At 38.2% G+C, this 16,194-nt stretch carries 16 protein-coding genes; 6 read left to right on the top strand and 10 right to left on the bottom strand.

The genetic code is table 11. The features are described 5' to 3' along the window. Positions 1-8: 8 nt before the first annotated feature. Positions 9-1,091, bottom strand: a complete 1,083-nt coding sequence (locus OK18_RS15715) for a carbamoyl phosphate synthase small subunit (protein ID WP_053328610.1) — start codon at positions 1,089-1,091, stop codon at positions 9-11. A 200-nt stretch (positions 1,092-1,291) separates the two neighbouring features. After that, entirely contained in the window at positions 1,292-2,182 is an 891-nt protein-coding gene (locus OK18_RS15710) for an aspartate carbamoyltransferase catalytic subunit (RefSeq protein WP_053328609.1), read from the bottom strand. Between the two features lie 241 nt (positions 2,183-2,423). Between OK18_RS15710 and OK18_RS15705 the strand changes: the two genes are divergently transcribed. Next, entirely contained in the window at positions 2,424-2,885 is a 462-nt protein-coding gene (locus OK18_RS15705) for an Lrp/AsnC family transcriptional regulator (protein ID WP_050021307.1), read from the top strand. Positions 2,886-3,265: 380 nt separating this feature from the next. Here the strand turns inward: OK18_RS15705 and argH are convergent, their stop codons facing one another. The 8 genes from argH to OK18_RS15665 form a co-directional block, all read right to left on the bottom strand. Then, on the bottom strand, positions 3,266-4,570 hold the full coding sequence (gene argH, locus OK18_RS15700; RefSeq protein ID WP_053328608.1) for an argininosuccinate lyase: 1,305 nt from the start codon (positions 4,568-4,570) through the stop codon (positions 3,266-3,268). Positions 4,571-4,901: 331 nt separating this feature from the next. Beyond that, a complete protein-coding gene (locus tag OK18_RS15695) occupies positions 4,902-5,984 on the bottom strand; it encodes a M20 family metallo-hydrolase (protein ID WP_050021309.1) in 1,083 nt (360 codons plus the stop codon). After that, complete coding sequence (gene argB / locus OK18_RS15690) at positions 5,959-6,753, bottom strand: acetylglutamate kinase (RefSeq protein ID WP_050021434.1); 795 nt, start codon at positions 6,751-6,753, stop codon at positions 5,959-5,961. Before argB ends, OK18_RS15695 begins: the two co-directional genes overlap by 26 nt. Before the next feature lie 47 nt (positions 6,754-6,800). Next, entirely contained in the window at positions 6,801-7,760 is a 960-nt protein-coding gene (locus tag OK18_RS15685; protein WP_053328607.1) for an N-acetylornithine carbamoyltransferase, read from the bottom strand. Between the two features lie 238 nt (positions 7,761-7,998). Further along, positions 7,999-9,138 carry an aspartate aminotransferase family protein gene (locus tag OK18_RS15680; RefSeq protein ID WP_050021311.1) on the bottom strand — a complete coding sequence of 380 codons (1,140 nt, stop codon included), beginning with the start codon at positions 9,136-9,138 and terminating at the stop codon, positions 7,999-8,001. An 84-nt stretch (positions 9,139-9,222) separates the two neighbouring features. After that, positions 9,223-10,188 (bottom strand): N-acetyl-gamma-glutamyl-phosphate reductase, encoded by a 966-nt coding sequence (argC, locus tag OK18_RS15675; RefSeq protein WP_053328606.1) that lies wholly within the window; start codon positions 10,186-10,188, stop codon positions 9,223-9,225. Positions 10,189-10,241: 53 nt separating this feature from the next. After that, the gene (argG, locus tag OK18_RS15670; RefSeq protein ID WP_050021313.1) at positions 10,242-11,438 is read right to left on the bottom strand and encodes an argininosuccinate synthase; all 1,197 of its coding nucleotides are present in this window, start codon (positions 11,436-11,438) and stop codon (positions 10,242-10,244) included. After that, positions 11,410-12,009 (bottom strand): GNAT family N-acetyltransferase, encoded by a 600-nt coding sequence (locus OK18_RS15665; protein WP_082129208.1) that lies wholly within the window; start codon positions 12,007-12,009, stop codon positions 11,410-11,412. The genes argG and OK18_RS15665 overlap by 29 nt, the downstream gene beginning before the upstream one ends. A gap of 160 nt (positions 12,010-12,169) precedes the next feature. On the opposite strand from OK18_RS15665, the gene OK18_RS15660 reads away from it, so the two are divergent. From OK18_RS15660 to OK18_RS15645, 5 genes are all read left to right on the top strand, one after another. Beyond that, positions 12,170-12,586: an IS1/IS1595 family N-terminal zinc-binding domain-containing protein gene (locus OK18_RS15660; RefSeq protein WP_050021314.1), complete on the top strand. Its 417-nt coding sequence runs from the start codon at positions 12,170-12,172 to the stop codon at positions 12,584-12,586. A 254-nt stretch (positions 12,587-12,840) separates the two neighbouring features. Further along, positions 12,841-13,227, top strand: coding sequence for a hypothetical protein (locus tag OK18_RS21730; RefSeq protein WP_228377625.1), 387 nt, complete (start codon positions 12,841-12,843; stop codon positions 13,225-13,227). Continuing rightward, entirely contained in the window at positions 13,157-14,221 is a 1,065-nt protein-coding gene (locus tag OK18_RS15655; protein ID WP_228377624.1) for a porin, read from the top strand. Before OK18_RS21730 ends, OK18_RS15655 begins: the two co-directional genes overlap by 71 nt. Before the next feature lie 96 nt (positions 14,222-14,317). Then, on the top strand, positions 14,318-15,898 hold the full coding sequence (locus tag OK18_RS15650) for an MFS transporter (RefSeq protein ID WP_053328605.1): 1,581 nt from the start codon (positions 14,318-14,320) through the stop codon (positions 15,896-15,898). Between the two features lie 43 nt (positions 15,899-15,941). Then, positions 15,942-16,169 (top strand): DUF6814 family protein, encoded by a 228-nt coding sequence (locus OK18_RS15645; RefSeq protein WP_050021317.1) that lies wholly within the window; start codon positions 15,942-15,944, stop codon positions 16,167-16,169. Positions 16,170-16,194: the final 25 nt, after the last annotated feature.

Genomic DNA, 16,194 nt, shown 5'->3' with positions numbered 1-16,194 from the left:
AATTATTGTTAAACTGGTACATTTTTAAATTGGTACATTAAATCAATGAACTCATCAAACAGGTAGTTTGCATCTTCAGGACCTGGACTTGCTTCAGGGTGGTACTGAACAGAGAAGCACGGGTGGATTTTGTGTCTCAGACCTTCGTTTGTCCTGTCGTTCAGGGCTATGTGAGTTTCGATAAGGTCTGTTCCTTTTAAGCTTTCCTGATCTACGGCATATCCGTGGTTTTGGGAAGTGATGGCTACCCTGTTTTTTTCTAAATCCAGTACCGGGTGGTTTCCTCCCCTGTGTCCGAATTTTAATTTAAATGTTTTTGCTCCACAAGCAAGACCAATCAGCTGGTGTCCTAAGCAGATTCCGAAGATTGGAACTTTTCCTAATAATCCACGGATCATATCTAATGCGTGTGGTACATCTTCCGGGTCACCAGGGCCATTTGAAAGCATGATTCCATCCGGGTTCATCAACAGGATATCTTCAGCGGTAGTATCCTGGGAAACTACAATAATATCACAGTTTCTTTGAGATAATTCCCTGATAATTCCCAATTTTGCCCCGAAATCTACCAATACCACTTTGAAACCTCTGTTTGGATTGGCGTAAGGCGTTTTAGTGGAAACTTCTTCCACTTGATTGATCGGGAAGCTGGTTGATTTCAATTCTGCCGCAACAGCATTTTCATCAGCATCAGCATTCACAATTTTTCCTTTCACTACTCCGTGGTTACGAAGAATTCTTGTCAGTCTTCTTGTGTCAATTCCTGAAATTCCTGAAAGGTTTTTCTTTTTAAATAATTCATCTAAAGTGATCTGAGTACGGAAGTTGGAAGGAAGATCGCAAAGTTCTTTTACGATAAGCCCTTTGATTGCCGGCTCGATACTTTCATAATCATCACGGTTAATACCATAATTCCCGATAAGCGGATAGGTCATACAAACTATCTGACCACAATATGATGGATCAGAGATCAATTCCTGATACCCAGTCATTCCGGTATTGAAAACTACTTCTCCTGCAGTTTCCAATTCAGCTCCGAAACCTTCTCCATGAAACACTTCACCGGACTCCAGTATTAATTTTTTCTTCATTTTTTCTATTTAGATTTTCTTTTTATTAACAGGTCGCCTCTACGAGGCTTTTTATTTTTTCAAGGGTTTCTTCCGTTGTTATGAACAGGTCGCCCCTACAGGGCTTCCAATTGTTGGCTTCATTTATTTACCATGGATTTCATCCTTGGCTATTAACAGGTCGCTCCTACGGAGCTCATCATACTTTTACCCTGGTTCTTTTATTTAAAGGTAAACCCTTTCTCTTCCAGGGCTTCTTTCAAAATAGCCATTCTGGCGAAGACGCCGTTCTGCATTTGTTTGAACACTCTTGATCTTTCGCATTCTACCAGATCAGAATCTATTTCCACGCCCCTGTTGATAGGTGCCGGATGCATGATGATTGCTTCTTTTTTCATGGCTTTTTCCCTCTCTTTGGTCAGACCATATCTTTTGTGATATTCTGAAGCGGTAAAACTCATTGCTGCATCATGTCTTTCATGCTGGATTCTTAACAGCATCAGAACATCCACTTCGGCAATTAGTTCATCTACTGACAGATATGTTCCGTTGATTAAAGCTCCTTCATCAAACCATTGTTCGGGTCCTGAGAAATATACTTTTGCTCCCAGCCTTCTTAGTGCTTCTGCGTTGGAATTGGCTACACGGCTGTGTTTCACATCCCCTACAATTCCTACTTTCAGTCCTTCAAATTTCCCAAACTCCTGATAGATGGTCATCAGATCCAGCATACATTGTGAAGGATGGTTTCCCGTTCCGTCACCGCCATTGATTACAGGAATCTTTATATTCTTCAATTCTTCAAAATACCTGTCTTTTTTATCCCGGATCACCACCAGGTTTACCCCCAGGCTTTCAATCGTTTTCACTGTATCATACAGGCTTTCCCCTTTATTTACGGAACTGTGTGAGGCATCAAAAGGCACAACCTGAAGTCCTAATCTTCTTTCTGCAATATCAAAACTTGTTTTTGTTCTTGTACTGTCTTCGAAGAAAAGGTTTGAGCAAAAAACTTCTCCTTCAATTTTAGCAGTTTTACCGTTTGCAAAAGCCAGGGCTTCTGTCAGTATACTGTTGATTCTCTCGGTGCTTAGTTCTGTAATCGTAAACATAATTCTTATTTTTGGGCATAAAAAAAGCGAAGACAACTATCTTCGCTTAATAACAATAAATATCGTAAAGGGCGCTTTCGCCCGGTAAGTCTAATGATATAAATGCTTTTTTATTCATTAGGTGCAAAGATACAACAATTTTAGAAACCCACAAAAATTAAATTTAAAATAAATTAAAAACTTCAGTATTTCCTTATTCTCATTTAAAATTAATATTTTTGTTAAAACTCAAATTTACCCTATGGATTTAAAAGACAAAATGATTCTCAGTATTATTCAGGAAGACTCTACTTTATCTGTGAAAGAAATTTCAGAAAAGATAGGTCTTACCTTTACTCCCACTTATGAGCGGATCAAACAACTGGAGAAACAAGGAGTCATTGAAAAATATGTAGGTCTTTTGAATCGTGAAAAACTAGGCCTGAATATTATTGTATATTGTAATGTACGTCTTAAAGAGCAATCCAAGAAAGTACTGGAGACCTTTGAGAAAAACATTTCAAAATACGACGAAGTTCAGGAAATCACCAGCTTATCAGGGGAATATGATTATATGCTGAAAATTATCGCAAAAGATATCAATTCCTATAATGAGTTCGCTGTAAGTGTAATTTCCAATCTTCCTAACATCGGGCAATACCACAGCTCTATTGTGCTTCATGAGGTGAAAAAGTCTACCAAATTTAAAATCGATCTGGAATAGCTTAATTATATATCCCGGAACTGTTTGACTTCTTGCAGGAAATCTTTCTTAATTGTGCCTCATTTACCAACCGCTTTCATTCTCTAAGTACCTTATCTTATTAAAAAAGCAAAGACACAAAGAAGTTCCGAAACTTAAAACACTAAGATCATCTTTAAAATTTCCGGCAGCATATTAATCCTGATATTCAACTATATCCAATAATTTTAAATCAATCATCAAATTCAAAGAGCAGAGTAAAATCTAACCATTAAGATCACTTAAGCAGGTAAGATTTATTAAGATTAAGGTTTCACAACGAGTGTGTAAGACAGTATTAAGTAATTTTAAAACGCTGTACAATTTCACCTAAGTATTTTTACATCTTAATGGTTCAGATTCTAACCCAATAATTTGTTCTTCAGTTTATTGAACTGATACTCTATTTTATCCAGACAAAGATTGCCGATGCTTCCCTGGTGGGTATGATCCAGGTTACCCGGTTCAAAGTCAAATTCATTATTTTCAATTTCCTGTCCTACTTTTATATAGGCATCACGAAATGAACTGCCATTTTTCACTTCTTCATTGATCTTTTCCACACTGAACAGGTATTTATATTTTTTATCCTCAAGAATTCCGTCTTTAACCTGAATATTAGGTAAAGTATAACTTAAAATTTCCAGGCATTCTTTTAAAGAATCTATTGCCGGAAAAAGGATTTCCTTGGTAAGCTGTACATCTCTGTGGTATCCTGAAGGAAGGTTATTTGTCAAAAGGATCAGTTCATTGGGAAGAGCCTGGATTCTGTTGCATCGTGCCCGGACCAGCTCAAAGATGTCCGGATTCTTTTTATGGGGCATAATGCTGCTTCCCGTTGTAAATTCTTTGGGAAAACTGATGAAATCAAAATTCTGATTCAGATACAGGCATACATCATAGGCAAATTTACCAAGCGTTCCCGCTAAAGCAGCCATTGACATTGCCAACAACTTTTCCGACTTTCCGCGGGTCATCTGAGCGTACACCGAATTATAATTCATCGACTGAAAGCCCAGGTTATACGTAGTACTTTCACGATTAATCGGGAATGAGGAACCATATCCTGCTGCTGATCCCAGCGGATTTTTATTGATGATATTCTTTACCGAAAACAACATTTCCACATCATCCAAAAGCGCTTCCGCATAAGCCCCGAACCACAATCCGAATGATGAAGGCATCGCAATCTGCAAATGCGTATATCCAGGAAGCAACACATTTTTATGCTGATCCGCCAGCTGAATCAGGATCTGGAAAAATTCATCAGTAAGTATTGTAATCTCACGGATCTCATCCAGCAGATACAGCTTGATATCCAGTAAAACCTGATCATTTCTGGATCTCGCCGTATGAATTTTCTTTCCTGTATCGCCAAGCTCTGCAATCAGGATTGCTTCTACCTGAGAATGGATATCCTCAGCTTCTTTATCAATTTCAAAACTGCCTTCTTCAATTTTATTTAAAATAGTATTTAACACAGATAGCATCTGTTCTGATTCTTCATGGGAAATAATCCCGGTTTCTGACAACATTTTGCAATGCGCCATTGAACCTTTAACATCATATTTTGCTAAACGCTCATCAAAGTCAAGATCCTTTCCTACCGTAAAGTTATTGACTAATATATTGGTGGCCAGGTCATCCTTCTGCCATATTTTTTTCATATGTAATTCTCTATTTTTCTAAGGTTATATGTAATCACCATTTCCATCTGCATTGTTATTATAAAATTCTTAATGGTAATTCATAAAACGAGTTGAATATTGTCCGGTTTTGACATGCCCGGCAGAGCATCCTTATTATTAACTATAAAAAAACATTTCCTCATTTAAAGTCTTCATTTCTAATCTTCATTTTTGCATAAATCCTTATTAAAAACTAAACCTTTGTGCCTGCCGGGCAGAATCAAAACATATATTAGATATCCAGATTCAGATGTCAGACACCAGATTCTTTATTTGTCATTATTTCTGATGCCTGATCTCTGATATATCTCTATAACACTTTTTCCAAAATCCGGATATAGATATCAATTCCTTCTTCTATCTCACTGATATAAATGAATTCATCTGCCGTGTGGGAGCGCCTACTATCACCCGGACCTATCTTCACCGAGGTACATGGAATGATAGCCTGGTCTGAGGAAGTAGGCGAGCCGTAAGTCGTCCTTCCTATCTCCAATCCGGCCTGTACGAACGGGTGTTCCATTTCAATTTTTGAAGAATTCAATCTGAAAGACCTTGCAGTAAGAGTTGATTTCATTTGGGATTGAATGATCTCAAAAGCTTCCTTATTGGAGTATTCATCCGTTACTCTTACATCCAATGTAAAGCTGCAAGACTCAGGCACCACATTATGCTGGACGCCGGCATGAATCCCCGACAAGGTAATTTTAACATCGCCCAGATATTCTGAAACCTTTGGAAATTTAAAGTTTAAAATATGCTGCAGATCCTGCATGCATTTTACAATTGAATTATCATCATTAGGATGAGCAGCATGAGAAGGAGTTCCCTTCATTTCCCCATCTATCACAAGCAATCCTTTTTCTGCAATCGCCAGATTCATCTGCGTGGGTTCTCCTACAATGGCGAGTTCTATATTAGGAAGCTGTGGAAACAAGGCCTCAATTCCGTCAAAACCTGAAATCTCCTCCTCTGCTGTCAAAGCAATAACTAAATTATATTGTAAATCTTCCTTATTATAAAAATGTAAAAAAACCTGAGCCATAGAAACCAATGATGCACCTGCGTCATTGCTTCCCAACCCATAGAGTTTTCCATCTTTTTCAACCGGTACAAACGGATCCAGTGTATAAGCTTTATTAGGTTTTACTGTATCATGGTGGGTATTCAGCAAAACAGAAGGTTTAAATACATCAAAGTGCTTATTCACGGCCCAGATATTATTTTTAAAACGTTTTGTCGGGACCTGATGCTTCATGAAGAATTTCTCAATCTCTACCGATGTGTTGAATTCATCTTTGCTGAATGAAGGAATTTCAATCAGATTTTTCAGCAATTCAACTGCATTATTCAACAGTTCTTCTTTATTATAAACAGATTTCAGTTCCTGCATGATGATTTTCTATATGATTTTTCAGCTCGGTTTCTTTAATCAGAAACACTTTATCTACATTATTTTTTATTGCTCCAATGGCGTTTTCCAGCTTGGGTAAAATTCCTTTATGAAGTTTTCCTTCCTGTTTCAACACTGCAAATTCTTCTTCGGAAACAGTTCTGATCACAGATTCCGGATCATTTATATCTTCCAGGACACCTTCTTTATCAAAACAATACAGAAGCTCAACTTCATACTTCTCTGATAAAGCCTGAGCTATCACAGAAGCAATGGTATCTGCATTGGTATTGAACAGATTTCCTTTTTTATCATGTGTAATGGCAGAAAATACAGGAACAAGATCCAGTTTGATCAATTTAGAAAGTAATTTTTTATTGATACTTTTCTTATTGATATCTCCTACATATCCGAAATCAATTTCAGGATGTTCTCTTTTTTTAGCCTTGATCAAATTCCCGTCGGCACCGGAAAACCCTATGGCATTACATTTTTTCTGCTGCAGTTTTTCAACAATATTCTTATTGATTCCACCTGCATAAACCATCGTTACAATATCCAACGTTTCTTTATCGGTAATCCTCCTTCCGTTGATCATCTTTTGCTCGACACCCAGCTTATCAGCCAATGTTGTTGCCAACTTACCTCCACCATGCACAAGGATCTTTTTGCCTTTAATTCCGGAAAACTGGTCTAAAAACTGATCCAGTAATCGTTCATCATCAATGAGCGCTCCGCCTATTTTTATGATGTATATTTTCTGTTTCATCTTTATCATTTCTTATTACCCTTGATTACCCTTGACAAGGGTAAAGATTATTCAGCATTCAGTTCATCCAGGATTTCGCTGAACACAGCCTGCGCTGAGAAAACACGGTTCTTTGCCTGCTGATAGATGATGGAATTTTCTCCGTCCATTACTTCATCACTTAATTCTACATTACGACGAACCGGAAGACAGTGCATTACTTTTGCATGGTTAGTACCGGCCAGTTTTTCATTGGTCAGCATCCAGTTTTCTTTCACTTCAGGCATTGCCGCATAATCATCAAAAGACGACCAGTTTTTCACATAGATAAAATCTGCATCTTTCAAGGCTTCATCCTGGTCATGAATTATCGGCGTATCTTTTGTAAAGGCTGGATCTAAATCATATCCTTCAGGATTAGCGATTACCAGCTCAACATCCATTTTCTGCATCCATTCTGCGAAGGAATTTCCTACCGCATGAGCAATCGGCTTAATATGCGGTGCCCAGGTCAACACTACTTTTGGCTTATGATCTTTTTTCCAGTTTTCTGTAATGGTAATACAGTCTGCCAGGCTTTGCAGCGGATGTCGCGTTGCAGATTCAAGGGAAACAACAGGAACTTTTGCATGCTGTTCAAACTGGCTCAGGATGCTTTCATTCACATCATCTTCCTTGCTTTTCATTCCGGCGAAGCACCGTACTGCAATGATGTCACAATATTGATTTAAAACCTCAATGGCATCTTTGATATGTTCTACGGTGTCACCATTCATCACGGCTCCATCAGCAAATTCAAGGTTCCATGCTTCCTGGGCTGCGTTTAAGGTTAATACATTCAGTCCCAGGTTTTGCGCTGCAATCTGGCTGCTCAGACGGGTTCTAAGGCTTGAATTTAAAAATACAAGTCCGATTGTTTTCCCTTTTCCTTTTTCTGTCTCCGAAAGTGGGTTTAATTTTATTTTTAAAGCTTTTTTTATAATTTCCTGTAAGTTTTCTACATCATTTACAGTAGTGAATTTTTTCATTTTAAAATTGATTTTAAAGGTTTTCTTTACCTACTTAATTGCTAATTCAACCACAAAAGACACAAAAGTTTTTATTTAAACACGTTAGAACACTTAAGTAAGTTTAAAATGAAACTGTATATAAAGTTCACATAAGCAGAAAATCTAATATTTTCAAAAAACTCAAGTGTGCTTTTTAAAGCGTCAGTAGTTTCTTAACATCACTTAAGGGTTTAAACTCTTTTGGGACTTTGTGATTTTAAATATTCTCTAACACCGTTTTCAAAGCGTTGATGAACAGATCCGTTTCCTCTTTCTTGATATTGAGTGCCGGAAGAATCCTTAACACCGTTTTATCATTAGAATTCCCTGTGAAAATATGATGATCGAACAGTAAGCTTTTCCTTACTTCTGAGCAGTCTCTGTCGAGTTCTATTCCAATCATCAGTCCTTTCCTTCGGATGGATCTTATGTGTGGTAAATCTTTAATTTTATTTTCAATATACTCGCCCATTTGTTGAGCATTTTTGATGAGATTTTCATCTTTCATCACATCCAGAACGGCAATAGAAGCTACACAAGCTAAATGATTTCCGCCAAATGTAGTTCCCAATAAGCCATTGCTCGCCTGGAATTTAGGATGAATTAAAACTCCGCCAACCGGAAATCCATTCCCCATTCCTTTAGCTGTTGTGATAATATCTGCCTCAACTCCAAATTCCTGATGGGCAAAGAAATATCCGCTTCTTCCGTATCCGGACTGTACTTCATCCAAAATAAGAACAACATCATATTTCTCGCATAATTCTTTAATTTTTGATAAAAATTCCGGTGTTGGAATCATAATCCCTCCTACTCCCTGAATTCCTTCGATAATTACAGAAGAAATTTCATTTCCATGAATCTCAAAGGTCTCTTCAAGCTGTTCTACATTATTCCATTCAGACCTAATAAAGCGTTCTGAGAAGTTTACAGGAGCCACAATTTTAGGATTATCCGTTACTGAAACAGCTGCGGATGTTCTTCCATGAAATGATCCTGAGAAGTAAAGCACTTTGCTTTTTCCATTATGAAAAGAAGCTAATTTTAAGGCATTCTCATTGGCCTCAGCTCCCGAATTACACAGAAAAAGGCTATAATCTTCATATCCTGAAAGCTTTCCAAGCTTGTTTGCAAGCTCTGCCTGCAATTCATTCTGAACAGAATTAGAATAGAAAGAGATCTTCTCCAGCTGTTCTTTTAATTTATTTTGATAATGCGGATGGTTGTGACCGATAGAAATAACAGCATGACCTCCGTAAAAATCAAGGTATTGTTCGCCTTTATCATCCCAAAGGAAAGATCCCTGAGCTTTGATTGGATTTATGTTGAATAATGGATATACGTTGAATAAATTCATGTCTTTTTATAAATGATAATTGATTAATGAAACGGGATTCAATTTTCGAGTTTTTCCCATAATATCAGTTGGTACATTGCTGTATTAAAATGCTATTGGTTTCAGGTTCAGTCCTGCATTTTCTTCCCAGTCCATGACGATATTCATATTTTGTACAGCCTGTCCTGAAGCCCCTTTTAACAAATTGTCAATCGCTGAGTGAATAACGGCAACATTTCCACTCTTTTCAATCTGAATCACACAGCGATTGGTATTGACAACCTGCTTTAAATCAACCGCCCTGCTACTAACGGTAACGAAAGGCTCCTCTGCATAAAAATCCTGATACAATTGTTTTAATTCCTCCAGCTTCAAATCCGTCTTGATCGTGGAACTTGTAAAAATCCCTCTTGCAAAATCCCCTCTCCATGGAACAAAATTCAGGGTTACTTCTTTATTATTCAATGAAACCAGCTGTTGCAAAATCTCATCCACATGCTGATGGGTTAAGGTTTTATAGGCTGAAATATTATCATTTCTCCAGGTAAAATGAGTGGTTGCCTGCAAAGACTGGCCGGCTCCTGTGGAACCCGTAATCCCTGTGGTGTAAACCTCATCTAACATTCCTTTTTCTGCCAATGGCAACAATGCCAATTGGATAGCTGTAGCAAAGCATCCCGCATTGGCAATACTCTTTGAGCCCTGGAAATGTTTTTTATTGATTTCAGGTAATCCGTAGATAAAATTTCTATTCCCGAAATTTCCTTCTAAACGGAAATCATTTCCGAGATCAATTACCAGTGTTTCATCCTTAACAGGATTTTGAGCTAACCAATTCCGGCTTTCCTTATGGGGAAGACATAAAAAAAGAATATCCACTTCCTCAAACTCATCCGTTAAAACCTGGTCACAAACTGTCGTTAAATCCGGGTACAAATCCGATATCTTTGTCCCCGAATTTGAACGACTATATAAAAAACTCAATGTCACATGGGGATGGAAGGCCAGTAAGCGTATCAGCTCGCTTCCTGTATAACCGTTGGCTCCAACTATTCCTACTGTTTTTTTCATTTTTAAACTGATAGGACTGCGTCCTATCTTGGGGTTAAATCGTTCCTTCGGAACTAATTGGTATTTTTATTGATCTGGTGGTATATATTTAAGGAATTGCTTACAATTTTTGTATATCCTTTCACATCTTGCCCTGTCCATGCCCTGTTGGCTTCTCCATAGCTTCCGAATTTATCTGACATCAGGTCATGACCGGATTCAATTCCATTTAAAATAAACCTGTACGGATAAAGCGTTATAAATACTTTCCCACTTACGGTTTTTTGAGAATCCGTCAAGAAAGATTCAATGTTTCTCATCACGGGATCCAGGAAAAGTGCTTCATGCAGCCAGTTTCCGTACCAGTCTGACAATTGCGACTTCATCATCTGCTGATATTTTGAAAGGGTATGTTTTTCCAACAAATGGTGCGCTTTGATAATTACCGAGGCCGCTGCCGCTTCAAATCCTACTCTTCCTTTAATTCCTACAATCGTATCTCCTACATGGATATCACGCCCTATTCCATAAGCAGAGGCCAGTTCTTCTATTTTTTGAATCGCATATACAGGGTGTTCAAAGTTTTCACCATTGACCGCTATAATTTCACCATTCTTAAACTCTATCTCCATTTCTGAGGGCTCAGTTTGCCGGATTTGTGACGGAAATGCTTCTTCAGGCAAATAATTTCTGGACGTCAGGGTTTCTTTACCACCTACCGAGGTTCCCCACAGACCTTTATTCACTGAGTATTGTGCTTTCTGAAATTCCATCTCATATCCATGATTTTTCAAAAATTCTATTTCCTCTTCACGGGACAGAGCCATATCGCGGATCGGCGTGATAATTTCAACATCAGGACACATAACCTGGAAAATCAGATCAAAACGCACCTGATCATTTCCCGCGCCTGTACTTCCGTGGGCAATAGCCTCAGCATTTACTTCCATTGCGTATTTTGCAATTTCCTGCGCCTGGATCGTACGCTCCGCACTTACAGAAAGCGGATAGGTATTATTTTTCAGCACATTTCCAAAAATCAAATACTTCACACAAGAATTGTAATAATCCTCCTGAGCATCCACACACCTGTATTCTTTTACTCCAAGTTTTAAAGCTTTCCTTTCCAGCTCTTTTTCTTCTTCTTTAGAAAAACCTCCGGTATTTACAGTAACTGCGTACACATCATACCCCAGTGTTTCACTAAGGTATTTAGCACAGTAGGAAGTATCCAAACCTCCGCTAAACGCTAAGATGACTTTCTTGTTCATTGTTATATTTATTTTCCGGCTGCTTGTTGGCAATACCGTTTACTTTATTATTATCAGGAACGAAAAGCATTGCGGTACATAAGCAGTTCTTTCGCTCCTTTTTCATTAAAATTTCATAATTCACACAATTCTTACACCCATTCCAGAATTCTTCATCCTGGGTCAGTTCCGAATAGATCACCGGTTTATATCCTAAATCGCTGTTGATTTTCATCACTGCAAGCCCTGTTGTCAGCCCAAATACTTTCGCATCCGGGTATTTTTCTCTAGATAACTGGAAAATTTTGTGCTTGATCTGAGTAGCTACTCCTCCGTTCCTGAATTTCGGAGACACAATCAGTCCCGAATTGGCAACAAACTTTCCATGTGACCAGGTTTCTATATAACAGAAACCTACCCACTCACCGTTTTCAGTGGCAACCACAGCATTGCCTTCTGAAATCTTCTTACTCAAATATTCGATAGAACGTTTTGCGATTCCCGTTCCTCTACGCTGTGCAGAATCGTACATTTCCTGCTGTATTTCACTCACATACATTAGATGTTCGCATGAGGAAATTTCTATTTCCATTTATTTATCTAAATTTTTTGGCAAATTTAAAATATAATTTCTTTAAAAACCAAATATAAAAGATATTTTTTTTGGTTTAAAAATTTAAACAGGTAAAATTATCTTTATTGAAAATTATATATTTGCTAATTTATTATATATTTGCTAAAAAGATATAGCTATGGAAAATATCTGTCCTAAATGCAAGAGTAACAAAGTAGTAAAAAGCGGCATCATCAACGAAAAGCAACGTTTTCATTGTAAAGGCTGCAACTATTATTTCACCGTTAAAAAGTTAGGCAAACAAATTGATGATTATTATGTAACCAAGGCCCTTCAGCTGTATCTTGAAGGCTTAAGCTACCGGGAAATAGAACGGATCATAGGGGTTTCTCATGTGACCATCAGTTCATGGATCAAAAAGTATAACATTACAAGACCTCCTCATTCTGAATTCCATCCCGTATATAAAGTCCTGAAACAAAATGAATTGATTGAATATATCGCTCAGGAAGAAAATATTAAAAACTCAGGCATCATCATTACCCAGTTTGCAGATAAATACATGCTGATCAAATGGGAAAGATTTAAAAAGTAAACCAAGAGTAAAGAATAAAGAGTAAAGACTTTGGATATCAGGCAGGAGATTGTAAGGTATGAGATAAAATCATGTATTTCACTGATTGATCTAAAAGGTTGTTTTTCAACAGAAATAATTAACCTTTTAAACGGTCAAGCAGTAATTTCCAATTAAAACTATACTATTACCAGTAATATATATTAAATTTTAATAAATAAATTATTAATTACAATTTGGCTTTCACAAAAAACAACGCCAAAAATTGATAATTTATGAAGAAATTACTCACATTCATTGGAGCAGTCTTAATCAGCAGTTCTTTATATTCGCAGGGTTCTCCCGATTATGGCAGCGGCTTAAAACTCAACCTCAATCCTGAGGGAGACAAATTCGTCAGATTTATTTTATGGGACCAGCTTTGGCTGAGGAATACCTCCATGAATCCCGGAACAATGGTTGGCGGAGAGCCTACTGACAATTCCTGGAACATAGGAAACAGGAGACTGCGTGCTTTAACGTATGCCCAGATCTCTAAAAGATATATGATCCTGCTTCATTTCGGGATTAACAATCAAACCTTCATCAACGGTGGCGCCACAGGTACTTCAGGAACCGGAGGATACGGAAACGGAAAAAAAAACACAACTGTTCTTTCATGATGCCTGGAATGAGTATGCAGTTATTTTACCCGGGGAAGCCGGAAAATTCAGTTTATCTTTAGGGGCAGGACTCCATTACTACATGGGGCTTTCCCGGATGACCATGGCGTCAACACTTAATTTCCTAACCGTAGATTCTCCTGTTTTTTCCTGGCCGCTGATAGACAATTCGGATCAGTTTGCAAGACAGCTGGGAATGTTTGCCAAAGGGAAATACGGAAAATTAGAATATCGTTTAAGTTTAAACAAACCTTTCGCTACTGATCTCACGCCGGTAAATGTAACAGACCCTTCCAAAGCTATAGCTGTAGACAACAATGGCAATCCCAGTTTTTCAAAAGCGGGATATCTTGAATATCAATTCCTTGACGAGGAATCCAACACCCTTCCTTTCAAAGTAGGTTCTTATCTGGGAACAAAGAAAGTGTTTAATGTGGGAGCTGGTTTTTATCATCAGGCAGACGGAACGAGGACTTCCGTCAATTCCAATATTGAAAAGCATGACATCACCCTGTTTGCAGTAGATGCGTTTGCAGATATTCCGTTGGGAGAAGCTAAAAACAAAATGGCCATTTCTGCTTATGCCGGATATTATAACTACAATTTCGGTCCTAAGTATGTAAGGAACCTGGGAACCATGAATATCGGAGCCAATGATCCCAATTTCATCGGCAATAAAGCAATTGCAGGACCAGGAAACCTGCAGCCGACCATCGGAACAGGTAATATTATCTACGCACAGGCCGGTTTACTGTTGCCGAGCCAGGCAGAGAAGCCAAAAATCAGAATACAGCCTTTTGCAGCTTATACTCACAAAAATTTTGAAGCTTTTGACAAGTCTTCATCTCAATTTGATATTGGGGCCAATTGGTTCATCGATGGGCATCACGCAAAAATCACAACCCAATACTCAACAAGACCGGTTTATACCAGCCCCACCGAAAGCCCATCTTCAAAAGGGGAATTCATTGTACAGTTCCAGATCTACCTGTAACTATAAGCCATTAATAAACAAAATTTAAAAAATAAATCCATTTCCATAAAATTCTGGATGAAATAATATTTTCTGTTAACATCAAAACCAACCAATATGAGTGAAAACCACCACGAAAGCTACGAGAATATGACCGACAGGCAGAAGAACCGCACCATATGGAGCGTGATCACCGCCTCATCTCTCGGAACCCTGATAGAATGGTATGACTTTTATATTTTCGGAAGTCTCGCCGTTGTTTTAGCCACTAAATTTTTCCCTGCCGATAATCCTACCGCAGCATTTTTATCTACCCTGGCTACTTTCGCTGCGGGATTTGTAGTAAGACCTTTCGGTGCTTTGTTCTTTGGAAGACTGGGAGATCTTATCGGAAGAAAATATACTTTTCTTGTTACTTTACTGATCATGGGTTTCTCCACTTTCCTGATAGGATGTATACCAAGTTATGAAACCATCGGATTTTTAGCTCCCGTTTTGGTTTTAATTTTAAGATTATTACAAGGGTTGGCTCTTGGAGGAGAATACGGAGGTGCTGCCACTTATGTTGCGGAATATGCACAGCCCCACAGGAGAGGGTACTGGACTTCATGGATCCAGACAACCGCCACAGCCGGACTTTTTATTTCGCTGATTGTTATCCTTATCACCAAAACATCCCTTTCTCCCGAAGAATTTGATAACTGGGGATGGAGGGTTCCCTTCTGGATCTCTATTCTAATGGTAGGAGTTTCCTATATTATCAGAAAAAACATGAAAGAATCCCCGCTTTTTGCCAAAGCTAAAAGTGAGGGAAAAACTTCAAAAAATCCTTTAAAAGAAAGTTTCGGGAACAAGTATAATTTTAAATTTGTATTGCTTGCTTTATTCGGGGCAGCTATGGGACAAGGAGTTATCTGGTACACAGGACAATTCTATGCCATGAGCTTTCTACAGAAGGTAATGAATGTAGAATCCACACAGGTTGATTCACTGATGGCTACAGCCTTATTCCTGGGAACACCTTTTTTTGTATTTTTCGGATGGCTATCGGATAAGATCGGAAGAAAAGCAGTAATGATGACCGGAATGCTGGTGGCTATTTTAGCGTACCGTCCCATCTACGACAGCATGTTTAAAAGCGTAAGTCTGGAAAATAAAACCATCGCCACTAACGGGATTTCAGAAAAAAGGACAGCGAAAATCCATCCTGCTATTGCTACCGACAGCCTGATTACTTTTCATAAAGAAACCCTTTATACAGACGGAACATTAATTAAAAAAGACAGTATTCTCCACTGGTCTCCTGCCGGTCCTGTAATGAAAGACGGAAAAGCCGAAGAAGCTAAAGTCTCACAATCTTTAAAGCTGAGCGATAATACAAAATGGTACATCATCTTTCTTGTGTTTATCCAGGTGATATTTGTAACAATGGTATACGGGCCAATTGCAGCATTCCTTGTTGAAATGTTTCCGGTAAGGATCCGTTATACTTCGATGTCTCTTCCTTATCACATCGGAAACGGAGTATTCGGGGGGCTTCTTCCTGCCGTTGCCACCTATCTGGTAACCGTAGGTAAAGATGCAGGTCACCCGACATGGTACCTTCAGGGCCTCTGGTATCCGATCGGGGTAGCCGCTGTTTGTCTGATCATCGGATTGTTCTATCTTAAAAATAAGAACAACAATCTTCACGATTAAGCATTGAATCAATCAAATTTTTATTAATTTTAAAACTACTAAAATGAACGGACTAAAAAAGATATTAGGCATACTCTGGATTGCAATAGCATTAATTGTAGGATATTTCGGAATTACGGTTCTGGGAATCCCCAAAATAGCCTCAGGAAAACAGGAAGATCTGGTTTTCGGCATTATCATTCTGTTTGTACTGATGCCGATCATCTCAGGAGGAATGGCTGTTTTCGGATATTATGCACTGACAGGAGAATATTCTGACGACAAAATATAAAACAAAATAATTGGGATAATTGATG

Source organism: Chryseobacterium gallinarum (assembly GCF_001021975.1).
GTDB lineage: Bacteria > Bacteroidota > Bacteroidia > Flavobacteriales > Weeksellaceae > Chryseobacterium > Chryseobacterium gallinarum.
Note: the sequence above shows the minus strand (reverse complement) of the source record. Positions and strands in the feature narration are given on the sequence as shown.